This is a genomic window from Paenibacillus chitinolyticus, assembly GCF_045038035.1.
Classification (GTDB): Bacteria; Bacillota; Bacilli; order Paenibacillales; family NBRC-103111; genus Paenibacillus_F; species Paenibacillus_F chitinolyticus_A.
In genome coordinates this window covers 4,313,511-4,336,471 of record NZ_CP173427.1, presented here as the reverse complement: position 1 = coordinate 4,336,471, position 22,961 = coordinate 4,313,511, and the positions used below count along the sequence as shown (strand labels likewise).

Genomic DNA, 22,961 nt, shown 5'->3' with positions numbered 1-22,961 from the left:
CTTATTCCCCTCCCAACAAATCGTTTACCGAACTGATCAGCTGCCCGTTCAGGCCGGCTATCTTATTCAACTGCTCCGAACTTAATGTGTCCTGGCCGATCATATGCACGGTCAGCACAACCTTCTTAGCTAAAGGATAACATATCAAATATTCATTTTCAATGGAGGAAGAGTGCAGATTCATCGTGACTCTGTTATTCAAATGAGCGTCTACCACGAGGATACGCTTGTCTCCGGGGCCCAGATTTTCATTGGCCGTCAAGGGGTACGTCCGGTTCATCGTGCCGATGTTCGAGGTGCCCGCGACCTGCTTGATCCACTCGTCCTGCTCCGCGCTGTGAATCGTGACGCCCTTAACCGTAAACTGGGGCGGGCACGTGTAGGAGATCCGGATTCCTTCGCTTAGCGTCTGGAGGGAATTTTCCTCCTCCGGTTTGAAGGGAACCCCCTTTAACAGGGTACGAAAAAGGCGCAGAATGCGTGCGAGCTGGGAGATCGTCGGCTGCTCCGAAAGGCAGCCCAATTCGCGCATCTTTCTTTTGACGGTGCTGCAAGCCGCGGCCGTCGCCTGAACCCACTCGTCGGCTTCGGAACGGATTTCGAACGTTAGGGCATTGACTCCGAACAGGTCCGAAGGTGTCCGCAGCCCGCCGACGGCCGTTTCGTTAACGCTTTCAGGAATATGATCCGGCATAAGAAAAAAGACGCGTTCCCTGCCCAGGCGGCTCATAAAAAGCCCCATTTCAAAAATGGTGTTATCCCTGGCCGAGGCATACTGCTTGCCGCGGATTTGAACGACGTCGTCCGTCGATAAGATGAAAAGAGCGAAATCGTTGTTTTGTACCTGTTTATCCAAATCTTCCATGGTATACCGCCCGGGATTGAAGGCGCCGGCAAACCAGGGGTTCACCTGTGCGGCCGGGGAGAGATTTTCCAGTACACCTTCCGCGATAGGAATCGCTTCTCTGGAAGAGCCGATAAACACTTTCGGTTTCCGTTGTTGGTCCATACGTACTCCTTTTTTCCAAAAGTCGCCTGCTTCTTTAAAAATAGCGCAAGGAAGCTCATTTGTCCATGCGGCAGAAGTAGGACGAGGCGGCAGGGAAACAAAGGGCGGCGATCGACTCCCTTCGACTAGGTGCGCCGATAAGATCTTTTATGAAAATCGGTGATCGACTCAAAAAGAAGCCGGCCGTCGTCCACCAGCTTTCCTTCGGGGCTTAAATTCACATACATCGCCTGATAACGCTCCGGCACCCAGCTGTATTCGTGGACATATTCCGTCAGATGAAACCCGCAGGCTTCCCAGAAACGCCGCCGGCTCCGATGGCCGGGTCCGTCGCCGGCCTCCGCTTCGATCAGCATGCCGCTGAGGCCTTCCTCTCGGGTCCAATCTTTAAGCTCTTCTATAAAAAGCCGGCCGGTGCCTTGTCCGCGGCAATCGTGACGGACGGCGATGTAGTCGATCAGAAGCGCCCGTACCGAAGGCAGCTCTCCGGTAATCGCCATTACGGCGGCCTTATTTTCAACGATCCCGAGATGAAGGAAGCAGAGCTTCCTTTGGAACATCTGACGGATGATCGGGATAGGCTTTCTTCCGTGATCCGGAAAAGCCTCATTATAAAGGGGCTCCGCTTCCCGCCAAAGCTTATCATCCCACTGCGCGGTCGTGATGATTTTCATCGGTACCTCCGGTTTCGGTTAGTTGGGTAAACCGCTAATGCGATAAAAACAAAAAGAAAGAGCGCATGCCTCACGGAAACGTAAACGGGTACCCGTACGCGAAACACTTTTTTTTGAAGTGTCCAGTGTACGGGTACCCGTTTAACGGGAGGCACTCTTTCTTAGTTTAAGCGAGAACGGGTCCCTTTAAACGAAGGGCGGCCGATCCGTACTGCCGGACAAATGAAGGGCATTCATATGAAAGGTTGTCTTTGCAGATGACCGGCAGGAGAACGGGCATTCCTTATCCCCAGGCGGATACTCCGTTCTTTTCAAGCTCTTTAACGATCTCCTCGCAGATGCGGTGGGTTTCGAGGGCATCCCGCGTTGACTGCAGAGGCTGTCCGCCTTCTTTTACCGTTTGGATAAAATGATCGATGATGGCATGGAACCCCCGGCGGTGCAGAACGGGGTCCCAATCGTTGAATTTGTAATGCCGCTCGCCGCCGTCCGCCAGCTCTACCGCGGTATTGAGATCCTTCACCGACCATTTGCGGCCTCCGCCGATCGCTTCCACGGTCTCTTCGCTGCCGCCGCTGTCCCGGTTCATGATGCCGACGGCCGTATAGCCGTCACCGCCCAGCTGAAGCATCACATGGTACAGCTTGCCGTCCTGATGGCGGGACGTAACGTTAACGTCCCGTACGTCTCCCGGCACAAGATAGCGCAGCGTATCGACGACATGGATGAAATCGTCGAGGATGAACCGGCGCGCAAAGTCGGGGGAGTGGGGGCGGTTTTTTTGCATCAGAATCAGGTTCGGTGATGATTTCTCTTTAACGGAAACGTAGAGAGGAGCGAAACGCCGGTTGAAGCCGACCATCAGAATGAGGCCGTTTTTTTCGGCAAGTTCCGTAAGCTTCAAGGACTCCTCGTATGTATAGGCAATAGGCTTGTCCACATAGACGTGAACGCCGTTTTGCAGAAGCTGCTTCGTTATTTCCGCGTGGGATTCCGTTGAAGAATGGACGAATGCGGCCCGAATGCCCCGGCCGATCAGCTCGCCGACCTCCGTAACGGTTTCGCTTATCCGGTAAGTGGCGGCAAGCTGCTCAAGGGCAGCGGTATTTCGCGTACAGAAGATAAGTTCCACGTCGTTTCTAGCGGTGATCACCGGCAGGTAAGCTTTGCGGGCGATGTCGCCGAGCCCGATAATACCAATGCGCATAAAGTCTCCTCCTCGAATGTTCTTCTTCCATTATAGCGGAACTCCGCTGCTCTTTCCCGCAAAAAGAAAAACCCCCGGCCCTCCTTGTCGGAAGTAGGCCTGGGGTTTCGATGCGGCGGACGATACGGCCGCTTTGAGTAAAGCGCCGCGCCGACATGTGCAGCTGCTTAACGCGCGGAAAGAACGAGCTCCTCGCATTTGTCCGAGCAGCAGCCGCTGTGCTCCTCTTCGCATTCCGGACAGCAGATATGCTGGAGATGGCAGAAGTCGTTCGCGCAGTTGATGAACGTGTCGGCAGGTTTGCCGCAGTGATGGCATTTGCCCACGACGATATCTTCTTCGGTGTGATTAATCGGCACCGAAATCCGCTCGTCGAAGACGTAGCATTTGCCGTCGAAAAGTCTGCCTTTCACTTCCGGGTCCTGCCCGTAAGTGACGATGCCGCCTTCAAGCTGCGCGACATCCTTGAAGCCTTCCTTGATCAGGAAGCCGGTCAGCTTCTCGCAGCGGATACCGCCCGTACAGTACGTAAGGATCGTCTTATCCTTCAGATCCGCCATGTTATCCCGGATCCATTCCGGAAATTCGCGGAACGCTTCCACGTCCGGACGGATCGCGTTACGGAAGTGACCCAGATCGTACTCATAGTTGCTGCGTCCGTCGAGGACGATCACGTCTTCGTTTTGAAGCTGCTCGTGGAACTCGGCCGGAGACAATCTTTTACCGCTGATCACGTTAGGGTCCAGCTCTTCGTCGTAACGGAAAGTGACCAGCTCTTGTTTGAAGCGGACGAACATTTTTTTGAAAGCATGCTCATCGGCCGGATCGGTTTTGAACACCATATCGGCAAAAAGAGGGTTGGCATGCATGTCCGACATGTACTGCTCCGTCTGCTCGACCGTACCGGATACGGTCCCGTTGATGCCTTCCGCGGCAATTAGAATGCGGCCTTTCAGGCCGAGATTTTTGCAGTATTCCCGGTGCTCGGCCGCGAATTCCTCGGGATTTGCGATCGGCACGAATTTATAGTAAAGCAAAATGCGGTAAGGCTGCTTCGTATCGTTCATGGCTAGTACCACCTGTCTAATCTAAGTTTAGGAGAAAAGGCTGCGTTCAATCAACAACGGTAGAAAAGGGATCGCCCTTTCCTACCGTTATAGAGGAGTAACTTGAGGATTCATGCATCTATTATAGAAGATATCCCGGACTTAGTAAACATTTAGGCTTCCTAAATAGAGGATGGAAAGTGATAGGATATTTTGCGGCGGCGGACAGCAGAAGCTTCTATATAATAGTGGTTTGCAAAAACGAAAAACGCAAAAACGGAAAACAGTTCCCTGTTCTCCGTTTTCGGGGGCGAGCCCGTCAGCCGCTATTAATAGCCGTCCGTTTTGCGGCCGGCTTGTTTCGCCTGCTCGGCGCCTTCCCGGTTTTGAACCGTCCCCGTGTGCTCGGACGAGGCAATTGCCTTGCCCAGTTCTTCCGCTACGCGGCGTCCGTATTCCGCATCCGACTGGGTGAAATAGTTCACCATCTTGTCGCGGATGACAGGCTTGCAGATCTTGAGGTTGTTGACGAGATTGGAGATCAGCTCGTCTTTCTCCCACGGCTCGAACTTCCGGTACGTGTCGCCCGCCTGTCCGAAATCGTTCGGCCGGTCGATTTTCTCGCGGACGAGCTTGGCGTTATATGCCGGTTCGTGTTCCCGTCCGCGCGGCGGCGCTTCCTGCAGTCCGCCGAGCGAAGAAGGTTCGTAGTTGACGTGAGGATTTTGACCGGGCGCCCGGTCCACGAAGTAAGTCATCTGGCCGTCGCGTTGGTTCGTAGCGACGTGCTTCTTCGGAGCGTTGACGGGCAGCTGCAGGTAGTTGGTCCCGACCCGGTGGCGCTGCGTATCCGAGTAGGAGAAAGTACGGCCCTGGAGAAGCTTGTCGTCGGAGAAATCCAGCCCGTCTACAAGGACGCCCGTACCGAAGGCGGCTTGCTCAACTTCCGCGAAGTAGTTCTCGGGGTTTTTGTTCAGGACCATTTTGCCGACCGGGAGGAACGGGAATTTCTCGTGGTCCCACAGCTTAGTCGGGTCAAGCGGATCGAAATCCAGCTCGGGGTGCTCGTCGTCGCTCAGAATCTGAACGCTGAGTTCCCATTCGGGATAGTCGCCGCGTTCGATCGCTTCGTACAGATCCTGGGTAGCGTGGCTGTAGTTCTTACCCTGGATCTCGTCCGCTTCGTTCTGGGTCAGGTTGCGGATGCTGTTATTGATCGGTTCCCAGTGGTACTTGATCAGCACTCCCTCGCCGTCCGCATTGACCCATTTGTACGTGTTGACGCCCGACCCCTGCATTTCCCTGTAATTGGCCGGAATTCCCCAAGGCGAGAACAGGAACGTCACCATATGCGTCGCTTCCGGGGAATTGGAGAGGAAATCGAACATTCTCTCCATATTTTGAACACCCGAAACCGGGTCCGGGCGGAAGGCGTGAACCATGTCCGGGAATTTGAGCGGATCGCGGATAAAAAAGATTTTCAGGTTGTTGCCCACGAGGTCCCAGTTCCCGTCTTCCGTATAAAATTTGACGGCAAAGCCTCGCGGGTCCCGGAGCGTTTCGGGTGAATGAACACCGTGCACGACTGTGGAGAACCGGACGAATACCGGCGTTTTTTTACCGGCCTCCTGAAAAAGCTTGGCGCGTGTATACTTGGCGACCGGCTCTTCGCCGACTTTACCGTACGCCTCAAAATAGCCGTGAGCGCCTGCGCCGCGGGCGTGTACAACGCGCTCGGGAATTTTCTCGCGGTCGAAGTGGGAAATTTTCTCGAGAAAATGGTAATTTTCCAGGGTGGAAGGACCCCGGTTTCCGACAGTGCGGATATTCTGATTATCGGTAATCGGATGACCCTGCCGGTTGGTCAGCGTCGTTTCCTGCTCGCCTTCGGCGAGCCTTTGGTCGGCAGGGCCGCCGACTCCCGTTACGGCTGTGCCGTTGTTGATCTCGTTTTTCATGACCCCATTCCTCCTGCTCTTGTTAGACTGTTTCCATTATTTTCAGAGAAGGCCAAAACTATGCATGAAACGGAAAGTCAGCGGGAGCAAGGAAAGCTTCCGTCCAACATCGTCCGGTACGCTGCGGAGAGAAATTTTCTGGATCAATCGTAAAAAAAGCGGTAATCCTTGGGGATTCCTTATATAATAAAAAGAAAGTCAAACCCGCGCAGGAAAGGCCCGTTTTGTACCGATGAAATGTAAGCGATACCAGAAAAAGATTTTCGGCAGCGGTTTCCGCGTCCAAGCAGAGATGGCTCCCGTAGAAAAACCGTCTGCCGATCCGATGCATGCAGATTTATGCCGATGTGACGAACCGAGAGAGCAATGCTGCAGCGTCCAGGCAAATTCCCGCTCTCGGAGCCGCCCTGAGGCAAAAGCAGGATCTTCTTCCCTCAGGAAAAAATGATTTTCATCCGTTAAAAGGATTTATTTTCCGTATCATTCGGCTATTAGTTAATTTTTTTAAAAAACTGCGACTTTTGCCCTATTTTATTGTTGAAAAAAAGAGGAGAAGGACCCAGTGCGTCGAAATTATCAACTAACGAATCTTTAGTTGAATAACTCGATAAAGGCAAACTATCGCGAAAGCATAGGACGCAAAGCCACGGGTCTAAAGCGCAGCTAGACAGCCGGGTTACCGAAGTTGGATAAGTGGAAGTGGAGGCTGCTGTTTTGTAAGCGGTCTTTTATTTTTGCCGGTATCCATTAAGTAAGTTCGGACATGGGGCAGTGCTCACATTCGTACTTTTCGGCAGAAATGGAGGACAGCGTGTGAAAACTATTCAGTCCCTTTTACAAAATAAAGCCCGCTTAACGCTGGGATACCTGCTCTGTATCGCTTTGGCGCTTCTTTTCGAAGCTAGCAGGCTTCATCTTATCTACGGAATCGCTTTTCAATTTTCCAGTATTTTTCTCCTGTTTGCCGTATCGTTGTTCGGCGTCCGTCTGGGCCTCCTGGCCGGCGTCATTACCCAACTCTTCTCCTTCTTCTTTCTACACCATCCTACATTCGAATGGATCGGCCTTCTTGAAATTGCCGGGGTCGGACTCCTTAACCGGAAAAAACCGGGGCGGCTGCTGGTCTGGGACAGTATTTACTGGCTGCTGATCGGGCTTCCGCTGATGATCGTCATTTACTACGGCTTCTACAAATTTGTATCGGACGAGCTGATTTTGATGCTCCTGATTACGCTCTCGAACGGGCTGTTCAACGCGCTGATCGCCGATATTTTGCTGAAGTACCTGCCTCTTTTCCACTGGTTCGGCCTCGTCAAAGAGCGGGAAAGAACTTACTCCTACAGCAAGGTCTTGTTCCACTTGTCGATTATGGCCGTGGCGCTTCCGTCGCTCCTTTATATCGTGATGAACAGCTGGTATTCCGAGAAATTGTCCATCCAGAACTCCAAGCAGCTTGCGGTAAACACGGCCAACAGCATCAACCAGGAGCTGAACCAATGGGGGGCCGAGGATATTCTCGGCATCAGGCTCAAGGGGCGGATACAAGTGGGTTATCTGCAGGAACTGGTGAATAAATACACCTCGGAACAGTTGTTCCGGATCGTCATTACGGACAGGTCCAACAAAGTTCTGGCGGCCGACCGTCAGAGCTACACGCTGAACCAGGTTTACGACTGGAGGGGCGGCAACAATATAGTGGGTCTGGACGACAATTTTTACCAGGTCCTGCCCGTCCGGGAGGGAACGGCTCTGCCCGCTCAGCAGTGGAGAGAGGGCAGCTACATCTACGACAATGCGGTCGCCAGGATGCCCCTGCACGTGTACATCGACATTCCGATCCGCCATTATCAGGTCAGTGTGTTCTCGCATTATTTATCGCAGCTCTGGTACCTGCTTTTATTCGCGGCAGCGGCAGCCGCCACCGCATTATATTTAAGCCGCGTTCTGGTCCACGGGCTGTCCAAACTGGCGACCTCCACAACGGACCTGCCGGAAAAATTAAAGCAGATGAAAGAAATCGAGTGGCCGAGCAGCCGTGTTTCGGAGATTACCTCGCTGACCTATAACTTCCGGCAGATGTCGCTGAACCTGATGAGCATGTTTCATCAAGCGCAGAACATGAACCAGCGCTTGCAGGAGCAGACCGATAAGCTTCGTCTTTCGGAGGAAAAGCTTCATCAGCTCGCTTTTTACGATATCCTCACCGGGCTTCCCAACCGCCTGTATTTCACAACCTACCTGCAGAGCGTGCTTTCGGAGGCGGCACACGCGCCCAAGCAGGTGGCGGTCATGTTCGCCGATTTAAACCGCTTCAAGCAGATTAACGATACGCTGGGCCACGATATCGGCGATCTGCTGCTCAAAGAAATCGGCGAGAGATTTGCCCGCAGCGCTACGGAATCGTGCAAGCTGTTCCGGATCGGCGGAGACGAGTTCGTCATCGTCATTGAAGATGCCGATGACGCGAAAGCGACGGCCGTGGCGCTCAGCATGTTCGCCGCTCTGGAGGAACCGGTCCGGCTGATGGAATCGACCTTGTACAGCTCGGTCAGCATCGGCATCAGCATGTTTCCCCGAGACGGAGACACGATGGAAACCATTGTCAAAAACGCGGATATGGCAATGTACTTCGCCAAATCCACGGGCTGCAGCAACAGTCATCAATTCTATGAAGAAGAACTGAAAATCCGTTTTTCCGAAGAAATGATGATCGATAACGGTATTCAGGAAGCGATTGCGAACAATCAGCTCGTCCTGCACTATCAGCCGAAAGTCGATACGTCTACCGGCGCGATCAGCGGAATCGAGGCACTGGTGCGCTGGGAGCATCCCGAGCTGGGCCGCATTTCGCCCGATAAATTTATCCCCCTGGCCGAAAGATCGGGGATTATTTACAAAATCGACGAATGGGTTCTGAAGGAAGCCTGCCGTCAGAATAAAGCGTGGCAGGAGGAGGGGCTCCCCAAAGTGCCGGTTGCCGTGAACATTTCGGCTCTGCATTTTTCCCAGACGAACCTGCTGGATATGATTGAAAGCGCGCTGGAAGAATCGGGACTGGAAGAATCCTATCTGACTCTGGAAATTACGGAAGGAGTATTTATAGAGAATGTCGAACAGGTCATCGGAATCATTAGCCGGATCCGGGAGCGGGGGATCCATATTTCGATCGACGATTTCGGGACCGGGTACTCTTCCCTTAACCAGCTTCAGCGGCTGCCGATTTCACATGTGAAGCTGGACCGCTCTTTTATCCGGGATATCGGCGGGGAACCCAAAAAAGCCGCCGTGGCCAAGGCGATCATCGAGCTGGCTCACAGCATGAATATGACCGTCGTGGCGGAGGGAGTCGAAACCGCCGAGGAATCGGACTATTTTACCCAGTGCCGGTGCGATGAACTCCAAGGCTACTATTTCAGCAGACCTCTGCCTGCCCTGGAATTTTCCAGACTTCTCCAAAGAGGAAACTATGCCGGACTTTTTGCCGGGGGATATACAGATTAGCTATACGATGGGAGGAAACGAGTTGTGGTCAAACTTACTAAAATCTTCGTGCTGCTGCTCCTGCTCACAGTAACCACCGCGGGCTGTTTCCGGTCCGAGCCGCTCATTCCCGCTTCAACCGCTCCCGCCGAAAAGCCGGCTCCCTCCACGGGCCAAGCGGCCGTTCCGAACCATTTGTCGATATGGACCCATTACGGAGGCATTGAGACCATGGCCGCCAAATTCAAAGAAAGCTATCCGGATCTAAACGTAGATGTGAAGGTCATTCCTTACTCGGAATATGTGGGAGCTTATCTGCAGGCGCTGGCGGACGGGAAACCGCCGGACGTCATGATGGTCGACAGCAGCGATTTCGGCAATTTCTCCGCGATCGAAGGGGTGGAGGATCTGCTCAAGCCTCCTTATCAGGCGGGAAAATACCGGAATGACTTCAGCCCGTCCCTCTGGGACAGCGGCATGTCGGTGGACGGAAGGGAGCTGATTGCCCTTCCGCTTTCCACGGCCCCTACCGTCACCTACTACCGGGAGGACATTATGAGGCAGTACGGGTTTCCTTCGGAGCCCGAGGAGCTTGCCAAGTATATGGAAGACCCCGCAAACTGGCTGCAGATGGCCAAGAAGCTGCGGGAGCACAATATTTATTTGACGCAGTGGGTGAACGAAACGATCCAGCTCTTCGAGCGTTCGGAAGGCATTTTCGACCGCAAACTGAATTTTATGCGGTATAACGAAGCGTTTCACAAAGCGGTGGACATTGCCAAAAAAGTCAACGATTTCGGCTTGGAGGCCCATCTGGACGTATGGGGCGATATGGGCCGGAAGGCGGTCCAGGACGGAACGATCGCCATGATGTATTTTGGGACATGGGGAGTCGAACAGATTAAAGCATGGGCGCCCGAGACGGCCGGCAAATGGCGCGAAACGAGACTTCCTTTCGGCTTGTACGGCTGGCAGAACAGCACCAATTTCCTTCTTCCTTCGGACGGCGCCAACAAGGAGATGGGCTGGAAATTCATTGAATTCGCCGTTACCGAATACAGCAAGGAAGGCCTCAGCGGAGCGGTCCCGGCCTATTTACCCGCCCGCGGTAATGCGAAGGAATTGGCGGCCACGAATTCGTTCCTGGGGGGACAGAGAACCTATGCGCTTCATGAGGATTTGATGTCCCGGGTGAAAGAATTTCCGACCACGCCGCTGGACGCCAAAGCCCAGGAGATCTGGGAGAGTGAGATCGCAAGCGGCATTGAGAAAAGACTGGCTACCAAACAGATTATCGCGGACGCACGAGATAAAATCGAACAGTCCCTTTCCAAAGAAAAGCAGATTTTACTGGATACCATGAAGAAAAAATAAAAAACAGCAGCCCGCCCGTCAAAACGGGGCGGAGCTGCTGTTTTTGGCTTTCATGTCAGTCGGACATGGCTGCCGGATCAGTGCTTATTTTTTAGTCCAGAGAGCCGGCACGTTAGAGGGCTCCCATCCCTGCAGGGAGGTGTGCGGCTGGCGGCAGATATAAGTCGAGCCGTTGTAGGTGACTTCGTCATTAACCTTGTAGCTGACGCCGGCTGCCCATGCGGCTGGACCTCCGGGAGCTGCCGGGTCCGTCGTTGCCTGGATGGAAGCGGCTGCGGATACGTTACCTGCCGCATCCTTGGCTTTTACGGTGAACGTATAGGTCGTGTTAGCGGTCAGCCCTGTGATGACGGCAGTCGTACCTGTGACGTTCACAGTGCCGGTACCGTACGAAACGGAGTAGCCCGTTACGCCGACATTATCCGTTGAAGCGGTCCAGCCGAGGCTGACACTGTTCGAAGATTTTGCCGTTACTTTCAGAGCCGTTGGCGCCGTAGGGGCCGAAGTGTCGCCGGAGCCGCCGCCGTTAGCGGTTGTGACGGCCAGCGGCGTGCTTGCCGCGGATACGTTGCCGGCCGCGTCTTTCGCTTTTACGGTAAACGTGTAGGAGGTGTTTGCCGTTAGATTGCCGACGTTATAGGTCGTGCTTGCCGTATCGGCAATTTTGACCGATCCCTGATAGACTTCGTAGCCGGTTACGCCGGTATTATCCGTGGATGCGTTCCACGTAAGCGTGACGCCCGTAGCCGTTACGTTGGAAGAACGGAGGTTCCCCGGAACGGTAGGTGCCTGAGTATCTCCGGGAGTTCCCGGGCCGAAGCTGTCCAGATAGGCGCGGTGGCTGTTCGAGAACTCGAAGTTGTTGAATTTGTCCCAGTTGATGGACCAGGTCATCAGACCTCTCAGTCCCGGTTGAACGGAACCGCGAAGAGTATAGGAGCCGAAAGCTTTGCCTTTCATCAGATAGTCCAGCGCTTTTTGCACTTCGGAGACGCTTGTGAAGCCGCCGCCCGCGTTGCCGTTAGCCGGAAGTCCGACCACGACTTGATCCGGACGGAGCGCCGGGAAGAAGGAGTTCGGATTTTTGGCGATTGGGAAGCCCGTAAGCAGCATGTCGGTCATGGCCACATGGAAATCGGCTACGCCCATCGTGTGGTACTGATCGTCCAGTCCCGTGATAGGGCCGGAGTTATAGAGCTGAACCTGCAGCCAGTCCAAAATATCGCGTACGCCGTAAATCACCGGCAGGTAAGCCCCGGCACGCGTATCGCAGCCGCTGCAAGTGCCGCCGTAGAAGGAGTAGCCGAGCTGGACGAAAAACGTTTCCGGAGCCATAGTCAGCATGAATTTGTCGCCAAAGGAATCATGCAGCTCGCGGATAGCGGAAATCAGGTTCGTAATGACCGGTGTGGTCGGGTTTTTGAAATCGGCATCGCCCGGGTTCAGGTACAGGGAATGGCCCTCGAAATCAATATCCAGGCCGTCGAAGCCGTATTTGGAAATGATGGACTTCATGGAGCTTACAAAATTGCTGCGTGCGCCGGCCGTTGTCAACTGGACCTGGCCGTTCGCGCCGCCGATGGAAATAATGACTTTCTTGCCTTGGCTTTGCAGATAAGCGACATCGGCTTTAAAATCCGCATCTGTGTAGTTGAAAGGCGTGAATCCGATCGTTCCTGTCGTCGATCCGCCTACCGGCTCGGCGAAGGAAACGTTAATGACATCGAACTTGGGGGAGATATCGCGCAGACGAATGAAACCGGAACCGTTGTCGAAGTTGTGCCAGTAGCCGACGAGCACCTTGGTGCTCGGAGCCAGGGCCGAAGATGTGCTTGCAGCGGAGCTGCCCGGTGCGATGGCGGGTAAAGCCGCGCCTGCGCCTGCGATCAGATTAGAGGCAAGCGCCGCGCCGCCGGAAGAAACAGAAGCGGGAGAACCCGCTCCCGCTCCGCAATCACTGACATATTTCCAGACGCCGTACGGACCGGAAAGATCCGGGCGTTCGCCTTGCGTCCACCATTTTGCTTCATAGATTTTGCCGTTGTAGGAGACGCGTTGTGCCGCCGTATACGATTTGCTTGTGTCCCAAGCCGCCGGGCAAACAGCGCCGCCGGAGCCGCTGTCCGTCGTAGCCGAAACGGTCGCCGCCGCGGAGAGATTGCCCGCCGCATCCTTCGCTTTTACGCTGAACGTATAAGCGGTGCCGGCCGTAAGGCCGCTGATCGTTGCGGTTGTGCCGGTGACGTTGACGCTCGTGCTGCCGTAAGATACGGTGTAGCCGGTTACGCCTACGTTGTCGGTGGAAGCCGTCCAGCCGAGAGTTACGCTGGTCGATGTTTTGGCGGTTACGGCCAGATTGGTTGGAGCCGTCGGTGCCGTCGTATCCGTTCCGCCGCCCGAGTTTGCATCGGTGGTAACGGATACGGCGGAGCTTGCCGCGGATACGTTGCCCGCCGCATCCTTCGCTTTTACCGTGAAGGAATAAGCCGTGCTTGGCGTAAGACCTGTGATTGTGGCGGTAGTCGCCGAAACGTCAACCGTCTTGGTGCCGTAAGTGACCGTGTAGCCGGTCACGCCGACATTGTCCGTCGAAGCGCTCCACGAAAGCGTAACGCTTGTGGACGTTTTAGCCGTCGATGTCAGGTTGGCCGGTACGGAAGGCGCGATCGTATCGCCGACCGGTGCGGAACCCGACAGGTCGGTCGTGACTTTCTTCAGAAGCGTCTTATTGCGGTCGCCGCTGAATTCCCAGAGCATGCCGCCGCCAAGACCTTTGGACTTGATAAAGCTTGTTTTATACCCGATGGATTCGGCATCGTCGTAAGAGATGAACGTGCCGTTCGAAGCGTTGTACAGGAACGGAACTTTGGACGTGTTATTCCAGTAGCGGGTGTATCCGTTTTTGTTGATGTAGTTGGCTTCCAGATCGTAGAAGTCGAAAGAGCCTTTCTCCCACGTTCCGGTAGTCGCCAGACCGGCGCACTGCTGGTATTCGCCGTTAGCCGTGTTCTTGCAGCCGCTCCAGCCGCGTCCGTAGAAAGCGAGGCCGAGAACGATTTTGCTTGCCGGAACGCCGGCGTTGAGGTGTCCTTGTACGCCTTTTTCCACATTGAACGTGTCCGCATTCGGTACGCCTGCGGCAATTGCGGCCGGATCGGCATAGAGTGGAGCGTTGTGAGCGCTGACCGTCTGCCAGCCGCCGTTAAAGTCGTACGTCATGATGTTGATCCAATCGAGATACTTGGCCATATTGCCGAGCTCGGTGTTGGCCGCGTAAGTCGGACCTGCGCCGGAAGCGATGGTCAGGAAGTATTTCTTGTTGTCCGCCGTGCCTGCGGCGTCCAGCTTCTCGCGGATCTTCTGGAGGAGCAGCGTGTAGTTCTGCTTATCTTCCGGACGGGCGGAGTTGCCTGCAAGGCCGCCGCCAACCGGATACTCCCAGTCGAGGTCGACGCCGTCGAACTGATACTTGCGGATGAAGTCGACCGCGGAGTTTGCGAATACTTCGCGTGTCGCAGCGCTTGCCGCTACATCGGAGAAACGGTTGGACCAGGACCAGCCGCCTACGGAGATGATCGTCTTGAGGTTCGGGTTGGCCTGTTTCAGCTTGATCAGCTGTTTCAGGTTGCCGCGGACCGGCTCATCCCACGTATCCCCGGGGAAGCTTTTCTGCGTGTCGATCCAAGGATCGCCGAGAACGATCGTGCCGTTCGGGACGTTAATGTTGGCGCCCGCAGCATCTTGGCAGGCCCACGTTTGCGGATTCGGACCGGTCGGGTCGGGGTTGCCGTGTTTGCCGTTCCAGCAGATATCGGCGAAAGCGTAGTTAATGTGCGTAACTTTCGAAGCATCTATGTCGGCGACGTTGTAATTGCGGCCGTAAGCCGCCCACGAAGGGTAATAACCTACGATTTTATAAGATTCAGCCGCCGACGCTTTCTGCGCGCTTAAGCCCAGGAACGGGAATAAAGACACAATGAGGGTTACGATCAGCAGGATGCGGAGCGCAACCCGGGCCGGTGAGTGGGAACGCCGGGTTTTGGCGGATTGCCGGGATTTCAGGTTCATTAAGTAATGCCTCCTTTTCGGATAAGGGAAATGGTAACGCTTTCATGAATAAGGGTCCACAAAACTTCAACAGCATCCGGAGTGTTCCGCATGGGTTGCGGTTCCTGGCTGCATGCACCTCCTTTATGAGATAACCGTTCGGAATGGGAGAAGAAGGGGGAAAGTTGAACGATCGGCCTTGATAAGCTTGGATATAAGCGACAGGCGAACGAGTTTGAAAAATGCGAAAGCACAAGGTTCTTCTTCTCGCGATGAAACCGGCTAACTAATTTCAGTATCAAGGAAAACGGCGGGAAGCAAAAGGGATAACATTAGACGATAAGGGAGAAGTTTCTCTATTTTTCGCCCTTTTCTTACATGGAACTGACATGAAAGATGAACAAGGGTCAATTAAAATGGAGGGTTTCATGAGCGATAACCAATTGTCTTGAAAAAATCCGCGGGAGCCGCACAGAAATGTCTCCTCGGCATGTAAAAAAGCACCGCCATGACGGGGTGCTCTTGCGGGTTGTTTCCGGCGTTTACGAAGCTTCGCCGATCTTGAACTTGTTGATTTCGCGGTACAGGCTTTCCGCGAGTCCGTTCATCTCGTCGGCCTGCACGGCGATGCTCCGGATGGAGGCGTCGTTCTCGGTCGAAGCCGAGGTGACTTCCTGCACGCCCGCGGACGTCTGCTCGGCAATTTCCGCCATGTGGCGGATCGTGCCGACAAGCTGCGCGCTGCTGTGCAGGGAACGCTCGATGCGGCCGTTGACGAATTGAATCTGATTCGTCACGACTTCCATCGCGCGTTCGATCGCTTCGAACGAGCCGAGCGATTCGCGGACAGTCAGCTCTTGGGCGTCCGCATGGCGCCTCGCGTCCGTGACGCGGGCCTGCATCTCGAGCATCCGGCTCTCGACGGATGCGATCGTACCCGCGGCGCGGCGGGCTTCGTCGCTCGACTGCTGCGCGAGCTGACGCACTTCCGCGGCGATGACGGCGAAGCCGCGCCCGCTGGAGCCGGCGGCGGCCGCTTCGATGGCGGCGTTCAGCGCCAGCAGGTGGGTCCTGGACGCGATCTCGGTAATCGCGTCCAGGATGGTGCCGATGCGGCGGGAATCGCCCGCCAGCGTAGCCATCGCTTCCTGCACCTGCCCGAGCACCCGCCGCGTAGCGCCGCTGGCTTCCTCCAGCGAGTGCACGGAGCGGGAACCCTGCACGGTGACTTCCGCCGCTTCCCGGCTCGCCCGGCTCATCACCGCCGCATACTCGGCGATCTCGCGCGTCTCGCTTTCGAGCCCGGCGACGGAGACGGACGCGTGCTCGGAGTCCGCCGCCTGCTCGGAAGCGCCGCGGGCAATGGCGGACATCGCCTGGACGATGTCCGCGTTGGCCGCCGCCGTGTCGGTGGACACCCGGCGGAACGTGACCGACTGCCCGGCCAGCGCCGTCGCGATGCCGCTCGTATGCTCGAGCATGCCGCGGACCTGGGCGGTCATCCGGTCGAAGCTGCGGCTGAGCTCGCCCAGCTCGTCCTGCGTGCGGCTTCCGATTTCATGCCGCAGATCGCCGGACGCCATGCGAGCGACCGCTTCTTGGAGCTTGCGCACCGGAATGAGGAAGGAGCGGATCAGCAGGACGGCGACAACCGCGGAAGCGAGAAGGACGAAGACGGCCGCGGCGACGGTGACGGTCACGGTCTGCGCGATGACTTTCTGTGAGTCGTCGACAGCCGCCTGGGCATCGGCCGAGAAGGCGATATAAAACTTGTCGACCAGCTTGAAAATCGTTTCGCGCAGCGTCTGCCCTTCGCCGTAATAATGAAGCATGCTCAGCTCCATCTCTTTGGGGCTGACTTTCTTCTCCTGGACGAGCTTGGCGGCCGCGTCGAAATTGTTTATGTAATCCGCGGAAGCGACGATAAGCCCACCGCGCCACGCTTTTTCCTCTTCGGTCCGGGCGGTTTCCTTGATGGCGTCGAGAAGACGGCTATACGCCTTTCTCGTCTGCTCGTATCTCTCTATATAGGAAGGATCTTTGGAAAGCTCCAGGCCGGAAGCGATAATGCTGAGTTCCTGAACCGTTTCTTTCAGCTCAAGCGCAGTCGTTTTCATGGCGACCCGCTCGTTTTGCAGCGCGATCTGCGTGTTGATTTTACTGATTTGATGAACGAGGAAAAAGGCCATGGCCACAAACAGCAGAATCAGAACCCCGAAGCTGGCGATCAATTTGCGTTTCATTGTACTTAGATAGAAGAAATTCCCCATGTTCACCCTCCGATAGGTCTTTTTGTTTGAAAATTAACCTTTATATAGGTCTATAGTCGCTTTAACTATAAGTCTTCAGTATTAGAGAACGTGAAGGATTTTGTAAAACGGGAGTTAAATAGGCTCATTTCGAAGGAGGTTGAGGGGGGAGGGGCAGCCTGTAAAAAGTTTTACATGAAATTTACGTTTGGACGACTTGCAGTTTACATTCGCTTGTTACGATGTCCTAGGAAACACAAAACAAAGAAAGAAACGTCAAAGGAGGACATGTACAACATGTTGAAGTTCATGTCGAAAAAAGGGTTATCCATCTCGCTAGCTGCAGTACTTACTCTGGGGGTATTGGCTGGCTGCGGAAAGACAGACACAAACGCAGGCGGCGCAGCAACATCGAACAAGCCTACCGAAACAACGGCGGCTCAAGAAATTTCCGGTACGGTTACGGCTTCCGGTTCCAGCGCTCTTCTCCCGCTCGTGAAAGAAGCGGCGAAGCTGTTCATGGAAAAAAATCCGAAAGTTACGATCAACCCGACGGCCGGCGGTTCCGGCAAAGGTCTTAAGGACGTAGCGGACGGCATTTCGAATATCGGCAACTCCGACGTTGCCGCCGGCGACGAATACAAAGACAAGAACCTGAAAGAACACGTGGTTGCGATCGCTCCGTTCGCACTTATCGTAAATCCTGACGTCGGTCTCGATGGCTTGACGAAGCAGCAGGCAGCCGATATTTTCATGGGCAAGGTCAAAAACTGGAAAGAAGTAGGCGGCAAGGACGCTCCGATTAACGTCGTTCACCGTCCGGACGCTTCCGGTTCCCGTAAGCTTGTTCAGCAAATCGTGCTGGACGGTAAAGACTTCACTAAAGAAGGCGTCGTTCAAGAAAGCACGGGCGCGGTTAAAACGGCTGTAGGCAGCCAATCTGGCTCCATCGGATACATCGATACGCCTTACCTGGACAATACCGTTAAAGCTCTGAAATTCGACAACGTCGCTTTCTCCAAAGAAACGATCAAAGACGGCAGCTACAAACTGTTCGGAACCGAGCGCATGTACACGAAAGGCGAGCCTACCGGCGCGACCAAAGCTTTCCTTGACTACATCATGAGCCCTGAGTTCCAAACGAAAAAAGTCGAAGAACTGAAGTTCCTTCCGGCTGACCTTCTGAAAAAATAAAATTTTTTACTTCCGTGGGATGTCCTGAAGCTTACCAACTTCGGGGCATCTTTTTTTTTTGCCGCAAAATTTACACGGGCTTTACAATTGATTAATTTTGTATTTACAAACAGGGCCTATGATTAAGAAGAATCATTTAGTACTTTGTGCTTACCGACTATGCACGCATTCCGATTGAAGGGGGCTTCCCGTTTGTGAACACTTACGCTCAGCAAACAACGAAGACGAAGGAGCAGAGCCGACAAAACCGTCAAAGCCAGAAAGGACCCACGCGCTGGATGAAACTGCAAAAACGGCAGGACAGCGTGATGAAGCTGCTGTTTGTCGGCAGTGCGGCACTCGTCTCGATTGTCATATTTTCGATTATTTTGTTTGTCGGTGTACAAGGCATGCGCACCTTCTCGGGCGTCAGCCCGATTGAATTTTTCTTTTCGACAGACTGGACGCCAAGCGCGGACAAATACGGAGCGTTTCCGTTCCTGTTCAGTACTTTTCTGTTAACGATGCTCTCCATTGTACTTGCGGTCCCTCTCGCCGTAGCGGGAGCCGTCTTCATGGCGAAGGTCGCACCGAAATGGGTGAGAGAGATCATGCGCCCGGCAACGGACCTGTTCGTGGGCATTCCGTCGGTCGTATACGGCCTGATCGGCCTTACGGTCATTGTGCCTTTTATCGGAAAAGTGGTGAACGGGACAGGATACGGTATTTTGCCGGCGGGAATCATCCTCGCGATTATGATTCTGCCGACTATCCTGTCCATCTCGGAAGATGCGATCCGCGCACTGCCTCCGCGGCTGGAAGAAGCGTCGCTGGCGCTCGGAGCCACCCGCTGGCAGACGATATGGCGCGTGCTGCTTCCCGCGGCACGGCCGGGGATCCTGACCGGCGTGGTGCTTGGAATCGGACGGGCCATCGGAGAGACGATGGCGGTGTTTATGGTCATCGGGAACTCGCCGCAGATGCCCAAATCGCTGATTGACTCGACCACGGTTCTGACGACGGCAATCGTCAAGGACATGGGGAACACGAACTACGGATCGACCTGGAACAACGCGCTTTATTTGATGGCCTTTGTTCTCTTGATCACTTCTCTGCTGCTGATTCTCATCATCCGTGTCGTATCAAGAAGGAGTGAAGTGAAATGAACAGTAAAACGACTGACCGGATCGCCACGCTGTTCTTCTGGGCAACCGGCATCTTTATCCTGCTGATCCTGGCCTGGTTCCTGATCCGGATTCTCGGTGCGGGACTGCCGCATCTTACTTGGGATTTCATCACGGGCAAGCCGGAGGATATCGTGGCAGGCGGCGGCGTCGGACCGCAGCTCTTCAACTCGTTCTATATCTTGTTCCTTTCTCTGCTGTTCTCGCTGCCTATCGGGCTGGGAGCAGGGATTTACCTGGCGGTGTATGCCAAAAAATCACGTTTTACCGAAATTGTCCGCATGTCCGTCGAGACGCTGTCTTCCGTGCCATCCATCGTATTCGGTTTGTTCGGATTTCTCCTCTTCGTGGACTTGATGAATTTTAAAATTTCGATTTTGAGCGGTTCCCTGGCTTTGGCGCTTCTGAATCTGCCGGTTCTTGTCCGGGTCACGGAGGAATCCATCCGTACCGTGCCCGAATCGTACTGGGAAGCGAGTCTCGCACTCGGTTCGACCAAATGGCAGGCGATCCGCAAAGTACTGATTCCCTCCGCACTGCCGAGCCTGATTACGGGCATTACGCTCGTAGCCGGACGCGCACTGGGTGAATCGGCCATCCTGATTTATACGTCGGGGCTTTCCGTTTCCCGGCATTTCCCGGATTTCAATCCGCTGACGATGGGCGAGACGCTCTCCACGCACTTATGGTACATCCAGGCGGAAGCCATCGTGCCGGATGCGAAGAAAATCGCGGAAGGCAGCGCGGCGCTCCTTCTTGTAGTCGTTCTGATCTTCAACCTGCTTATCGGCATTCCAAGCCGAATCATCCAAAAAAGACTTACGGGAGGGAAATAACCTTGACAGCTCCTGCCATGAATATTGCGACCGATACGAAAATAAAAGTAAACGGGCTGGATCTTTTTTACGGAGACAACCAAGCCCTTCACAGCATTGATCTGGACATCGCGCCGAATACCGTGTCCGCCCTGATCGGGCCTTCCGGCTGCGGGAAATCGACCTTTCTGCGCACGCTCAACCGGATGAACGACCTGATCGACAGCGTAAGAATTAACGGCACCATTAAGGTGGACGGCCAAGATATTTATTCGCCGGAGAGCGATATCGTGTCCCTGCGCAAACGCGTGGGTATGGTTTTCCAGCGTCCGAATCCGTTCCCGATGAGCATCTACGACAACATCGCTTACGGACCTCGCATCCACGGCCAGAAAAAACGCGCCGTTCTCGACGAAATCGTGGAACGCAGCCTGCGTCAGGCGGCCCTCTGGGACGAAGTGAAGGACCGCCTGAACAAGTCGGCCCTGGGCCTGTCCGGCGGTCAGCAGCAGCGTCTGTGCATCGCCCGTCTGCTGGCGGTCGAGCCGGAAGTGCTGCTGATGGACGAACCGACCTCGGCGCTCGATCCGATTTCCACCTTGAAGGTGGAGGAGCTGACGCAGACGCTGAAGGAGCGCTACACGATCATTATCGTGACGCACAACATGCAGCAGGCCGCGCGTATCTCCGACCGCACGTCTTTCTTCCTCAACGGAATTCTCGTTGAGACCGATCAGACCGACAAGATTTTCACAAATCCGAACGACCAGCGCACCGAAGATTACATCACCGGCCGTTTCGGTTAACTCTAAGGGGGCTTCAATGAATAATCGCCTTAATTTTCAGCATTCGATTGACGATCTGCAGAACGAACTGCTCGATTTAGGCTCTATGGTTGAAAATTCCATTCACCAGGCTGTAGAAGCGCTTACCCGGCTGGATACGAATCTCGCGCGGCGCACGGTCGAGGATGACGACGCGGTGGACGAACTGACGCTTCGCATCGAAGAAATGTGCCTGAAGCTGATCGCGCTGCAGCAGCCTATGGCGGGCGATCTGCGGATTATCGGCACGGCGCTCAGCATAGCGACGGATCTTGAGCGGATCGCCGACCATGCCGTGGACATCGCGAAGATTACGATCCGCCTGTCCGGAGAGACGCTGGCCAAGGAATTGATCGACATTCCCCAGATGGCCGAAATCTCCAAAGAGATGCTCCGCGAAAGCCTGGTCGCTTATATGAACCGCAACGTTCATATGGCCGCTTCACTGGCGGAGAAGGACGATCAGGTGGACAAAATATTCAGCCGCATCATGACCGATGTGATCGGGATGATGAATGCGGATTTCACCCGCAACCGTCAGCTGACGCATCTGATCATGGTGGCCCATTACTTGGAGCGGGTGGCCGACCATGTGACGAATATCGGCGAAAGCGTAATTTACATGGTCACGGGCAAACGAAAAGACTTGAACGTGTAGAACGGCTTCATTGCCGTCTGATACCGGGCCACCGGGCCGTACGTTTCGGAGGACCCGGCTGGTATGCAGAATGCAAGGATGTAACCCTGTAAGGATGGCGGGCGGCACAGAGAAAATAGCCGTATTCAGCCTGCGCTACAAAGAAGCGAGACCGGAAAACAGCTTGTCGGGAACTTCCCGGCAGGCTGTTTCTTTATGACAGGAGCAGACGAGAAATCCTAATCCGCATGTATTGCCGCCTATCGCCGGACGTGTACGGTAAAAGTCGTCTGTGCGGGCAAGGCAAGGCCGATAAAAAACCGCCCTTCGGGGCGGCTGTGCGCATGATTTTATGAGAGGGTTCCTGCCGGGTATTAAGGAGACGGCACCTAAAAAGCCGGGGCTAGAGCACATGCACCAGCTGCTTGACGGACCGCACGATAATGACTTTCTGGCGGCCGACTTTCCGCTGGGAAATCTTTTTCACATGGGGCGGGTAGATCCAGACGGCATCCAGGCCGCAGCGGGTGGAGCCGATGATGTCGTTTTTCCACGAGTTGCCGACCATGACGCCCTGGCCCGGGGCTATGCCGGTTTCCTTCAGGGCGGTCCGGTACAAACCCGGATGCGGCTTGCGCGGCCCGTCTTTCGTGGAGCTGAAGAGCAGTTCCTCGGGGAAAAAGGAGGACAGCCGGAGCCGCCCGATGTCCCTCTCCAGCCTTTTGCGGCTGCCGTTGCTGATGACCGCCAGCTTGTAGCGCTCGCCCAAAGTCGCCAGCGTTTCTTCGACGCCGGGAAAAAGCCGGACGTAGTTTCCTTCCGTTTCTTCAATTTGTTCGAAAAAGCCTTTGGCAAACGTTTCGTTTACCGATATGGGAAAAGCGTGCAGCGCCTTTTCCAGGCAGGCTATCCGCATTTCTTCGCTGGGACGGTGGCCCCGGGGGCGCAGCTTCCGCAGTTTTTGCCACTCCTGCTTATAAATCTGAAGCGCATCTTCGGGGGAAGCCGCCCCGTCTTCCTGTTCCCATCTTCCGGTGTAGTCTCCCAGTACCTCCGTGAATGCCGAATCGAAGCACTGCCTGCGGTCGACCAATGTATTGTTCATATCGAAAAAAACCAATTTCTTGGGAGCCGGAAAAAAAAAGGGACTCATCTCGGTCCTCCTTCCCTCGCCGGACGAAATCCAGCTGAAAACACCGGACGCGCCGGCTTTGCATCGTACTATCAGTCTATGTGCGGAAAGCGGAGAACATCACCGCAAGCCCGGGAGGATAGGCTCAAAAA

General features: G+C 54.8%; 15 protein-coding genes, 1 pseudogene and 1 riboswitch. Of the genes and pseudogenes, 8 read left to right on the top strand and 8 right to left on the bottom strand.

Features of this window, described 5'->3' with window-relative positions:
* Nucleotide 1 precedes the first annotated feature (1 nt).
* The 5 genes from ACI48J_RS19565 to ACI48J_RS19545 all read right to left on the bottom strand — a co-directional run bounded on the left by ACI48J_RS19565 (nucleotide 2) and on the right by ACI48J_RS19545 (nucleotide 5,894).
* Nucleotides 2-1,009 carry a TIR domain-containing protein gene (locus tag ACI48J_RS19565; RefSeq protein WP_405079838.1) on the bottom strand — a complete coding sequence of 336 codons (1,008 nt, stop codon included), beginning with the start codon at nucleotides 1,007-1,009 and terminating at the stop codon, nucleotides 2-4.
* Nucleotides 1,010-1,134: 125 nt separating this feature from the next.
* Nucleotides 1,135-1,683: a GNAT family N-acetyltransferase gene (locus tag ACI48J_RS19560; RefSeq protein WP_405079837.1), complete on the bottom strand. Its 549-nt coding sequence runs from the start codon at nucleotides 1,681-1,683 to the stop codon at nucleotides 1,135-1,137.
* 283 nt (nucleotides 1,684-1,966) lie between these two features.
* Entirely contained in the window at nucleotides 1,967-2,890 is a 924-nt protein-coding gene (locus tag ACI48J_RS19555; protein ID WP_405079836.1) for a Gfo/Idh/MocA family protein, read from the bottom strand.
* 167 nt (nucleotides 2,891-3,057) lie between these two features.
* A complete protein-coding gene (locus tag ACI48J_RS19550) occupies nucleotides 3,058-3,957 on the bottom strand; it encodes a rhodanese-related sulfurtransferase (protein WP_405079835.1) in 900 nt (299 codons plus the stop codon).
* A gap of 308 nt (nucleotides 3,958-4,265) precedes the next feature.
* Nucleotides 4,266-5,894: a catalase gene (locus ACI48J_RS19545; RefSeq protein ID WP_405079834.1), complete on the bottom strand. Its 1,629-nt coding sequence runs from the start codon at nucleotides 5,892-5,894 to the stop codon at nucleotides 4,266-4,268.
* A 305-nt stretch (nucleotides 5,895-6,199) separates the two neighbouring features.
* Here ACI48J_RS19545 and ACI48J_RS19540 point away from each other — a divergent pair.
* From ACI48J_RS19540 to ACI48J_RS19530, 3 genes and pseudogenes are all read left to right on the top strand, one after another.
* A pseudogene (locus ACI48J_RS19540) lies at nucleotides 6,200-6,304 on the top strand (Ribulokinase); the annotation flags it as partial.
* A gap of 192 nt (nucleotides 6,305-6,496) precedes the next feature.
* Nucleotides 6,497-6,578, top strand: a riboswitch (cyclic di-GMP riboswitch).
* Nucleotides 6,579-6,707: 129 nt separating this feature from the next.
* Nucleotides 6,708-9,395: an EAL domain-containing protein gene (locus ACI48J_RS19535; RefSeq protein WP_405079832.1), complete on the top strand. Its 2,688-nt coding sequence runs from the start codon at nucleotides 6,708-6,710 to the stop codon at nucleotides 9,393-9,395.
* 24 nt (nucleotides 9,396-9,419) lie between these two features.
* Nucleotides 9,420-10,748, top strand: a complete 1,329-nt coding sequence (locus ACI48J_RS19530) for an ABC transporter substrate-binding protein (RefSeq protein WP_405079831.1) — start codon at nucleotides 9,420-9,422, stop codon at nucleotides 10,746-10,748.
* A gap of 84 nt (nucleotides 10,749-10,832) precedes the next feature.
* Here ACI48J_RS19530 and ACI48J_RS19525 read toward each other — a convergent pair whose 3' ends face one another.
* Nucleotides 10,833-14,816: a glycosyl hydrolase family 18 protein gene (locus tag ACI48J_RS19525; protein ID WP_405079829.1), complete on the bottom strand. Its 3,984-nt coding sequence runs from the start codon at nucleotides 14,814-14,816 to the stop codon at nucleotides 10,833-10,835.
* Between the two features lie 521 nt (nucleotides 14,817-15,337).
* Nucleotides 15,338-17,065, bottom strand: coding sequence for a methyl-accepting chemotaxis protein (locus ACI48J_RS19520; RefSeq protein ID WP_405079828.1), 1,728 nt, complete (start codon nucleotides 17,063-17,065; stop codon nucleotides 15,338-15,340).
* A 276-nt stretch (nucleotides 17,066-17,341) separates the two neighbouring features.
* Between ACI48J_RS19520 and ACI48J_RS19515 the strand changes: the two genes are divergently transcribed.
* The 5 genes from ACI48J_RS19515 (at nucleotide 17,342) to phoU (ending at nucleotide 21,698) form a co-directional block, all read left to right on the top strand.
* Nucleotides 17,342-18,238 (top strand): phosphate ABC transporter substrate-binding protein PstS family protein, encoded by an 897-nt coding sequence (locus ACI48J_RS19515; RefSeq protein WP_405079827.1) that lies wholly within the window; start codon nucleotides 17,342-17,344, stop codon nucleotides 18,236-18,238.
* Between the two features lie 278 nt (nucleotides 18,239-18,516).
* The gene (pstC, locus tag ACI48J_RS19510) at nucleotides 18,517-19,383 is read left to right on the top strand and encodes a phosphate ABC transporter permease subunit PstC (protein ID WP_405083255.1); all 867 of its coding nucleotides are present in this window, start codon (nucleotides 18,517-18,519) and stop codon (nucleotides 19,381-19,383) included.
* Nucleotides 19,380-20,237, top strand: coding sequence for a phosphate ABC transporter permease PstA (pstA, locus tag ACI48J_RS19505; protein WP_009671372.1), 858 nt, complete (start codon nucleotides 19,380-19,382; stop codon nucleotides 20,235-20,237). The genes pstC and pstA overlap by 4 nt, the downstream gene beginning before the upstream one ends.
* Nucleotides 20,238-20,254: 17 nt before the next feature.
* On the top strand, nucleotides 20,255-21,022 hold the full coding sequence (gene pstB / locus ACI48J_RS19500) for a phosphate ABC transporter ATP-binding protein PstB (RefSeq protein ID WP_326056234.1): 768 nt from the start codon (nucleotides 20,255-20,257) through the stop codon (nucleotides 21,020-21,022).
* A gap of 16 nt (nucleotides 21,023-21,038) precedes the next feature.
* The gene (phoU, locus tag ACI48J_RS19495; RefSeq protein WP_326056225.1) at nucleotides 21,039-21,698 is read left to right on the top strand and encodes a phosphate signaling complex protein PhoU; all 660 of its coding nucleotides are present in this window, start codon (nucleotides 21,039-21,041) and stop codon (nucleotides 21,696-21,698) included.
* Nucleotides 21,699-22,080: 382 nt separating this feature from the next.
* Here phoU and ACI48J_RS19490 read toward each other — a convergent pair whose 3' ends face one another.
* Nucleotides 22,081-22,830 carry an HAD family hydrolase gene (locus ACI48J_RS19490; RefSeq protein WP_405079826.1) on the bottom strand — a complete coding sequence of 250 codons (750 nt, stop codon included), beginning with the start codon at nucleotides 22,828-22,830 and terminating at the stop codon, nucleotides 22,081-22,083.
* Nucleotides 22,831-22,961: the final 131 nt, after the last annotated feature.

What these genes read in the sequence shown, in the direction of transcription:
- ACI48J_RS19565 (WP_405079838.1), bottom strand. Translation starts at nt 1,009, where the DNA reads ATGGACCAACAACGGAAACCGAAAGTGTTTATCGGCTCTTCCAGAGAA.
- ACI48J_RS19560 (WP_405079837.1), bottom strand. Translation starts at nt 1,683, where the DNA reads ATGAAAATCATCACGACCGCGCAGTGGGATGATAAGCTTTGGCGGGAA.
- ACI48J_RS19555 (WP_405079836.1), bottom strand. Translation starts at nt 2,890, where the DNA reads ATGCGCATTGGTATTATCGGGCTCGGCGACATCGCCCGCAAAGCTTAC.
- ACI48J_RS19550 (WP_405079835.1), bottom strand. Translation starts at nt 3,957, where the DNA reads ATGAACGATACGAAGCAGCCTTACCGCATTTTGCTTTACTATAAATTC.
- ACI48J_RS19545 (WP_405079834.1), bottom strand. Translation starts at nt 5,894, where the DNA reads ATGAAAAACGAGATCAACAACGGCACAGCCGTAACGGGAGTCGGCGGC.
- ACI48J_RS19525 (WP_405079829.1), bottom strand. Translation starts at nt 14,816, where the DNA reads ATGAACCTGAAATCCCGGCAATCCGCCAAAACCCGGCGTTCCCACTCA.
- ACI48J_RS19520 (WP_405079828.1), bottom strand. Translation starts at nt 17,065, where the DNA reads ATGGGGAATTTCTTCTATCTAAGTACAATGAAACGCAAATTGATCGCC.
- ACI48J_RS19515 (WP_405079827.1), top strand. Translation starts at nt 17,342, where the DNA reads ATGTTGAAGTTCATGTCGAAAAAAGGGTTATCCATCTCGCTAGCTGCA.
- pstC (WP_405083255.1), top strand. Translation starts at nt 18,517, where the DNA reads ATGAAACTGCAAAAACGGCAGGACAGCGTGATGAAGCTGCTGTTTGTC.
- pstA (WP_009671372.1), top strand. Translation starts at nt 19,380, where the DNA reads ATGAACAGTAAAACGACTGACCGGATCGCCACGCTGTTCTTCTGGGCA.
- pstB (WP_326056234.1), top strand. Translation starts at nt 20,255, where the DNA reads ATGAATATTGCGACCGATACGAAAATAAAAGTAAACGGGCTGGATCTT.
- phoU (WP_326056225.1), top strand. Translation starts at nt 21,039, where the DNA reads ATGAATAATCGCCTTAATTTTCAGCATTCGATTGACGATCTGCAGAAC.
- ACI48J_RS19490 (WP_405079826.1), bottom strand. Translation starts at nt 22,830, where the DNA reads ATGAGTCCCTTTTTTTTTCCGGCTCCCAAGAAATTGGTTTTTTTCGAT.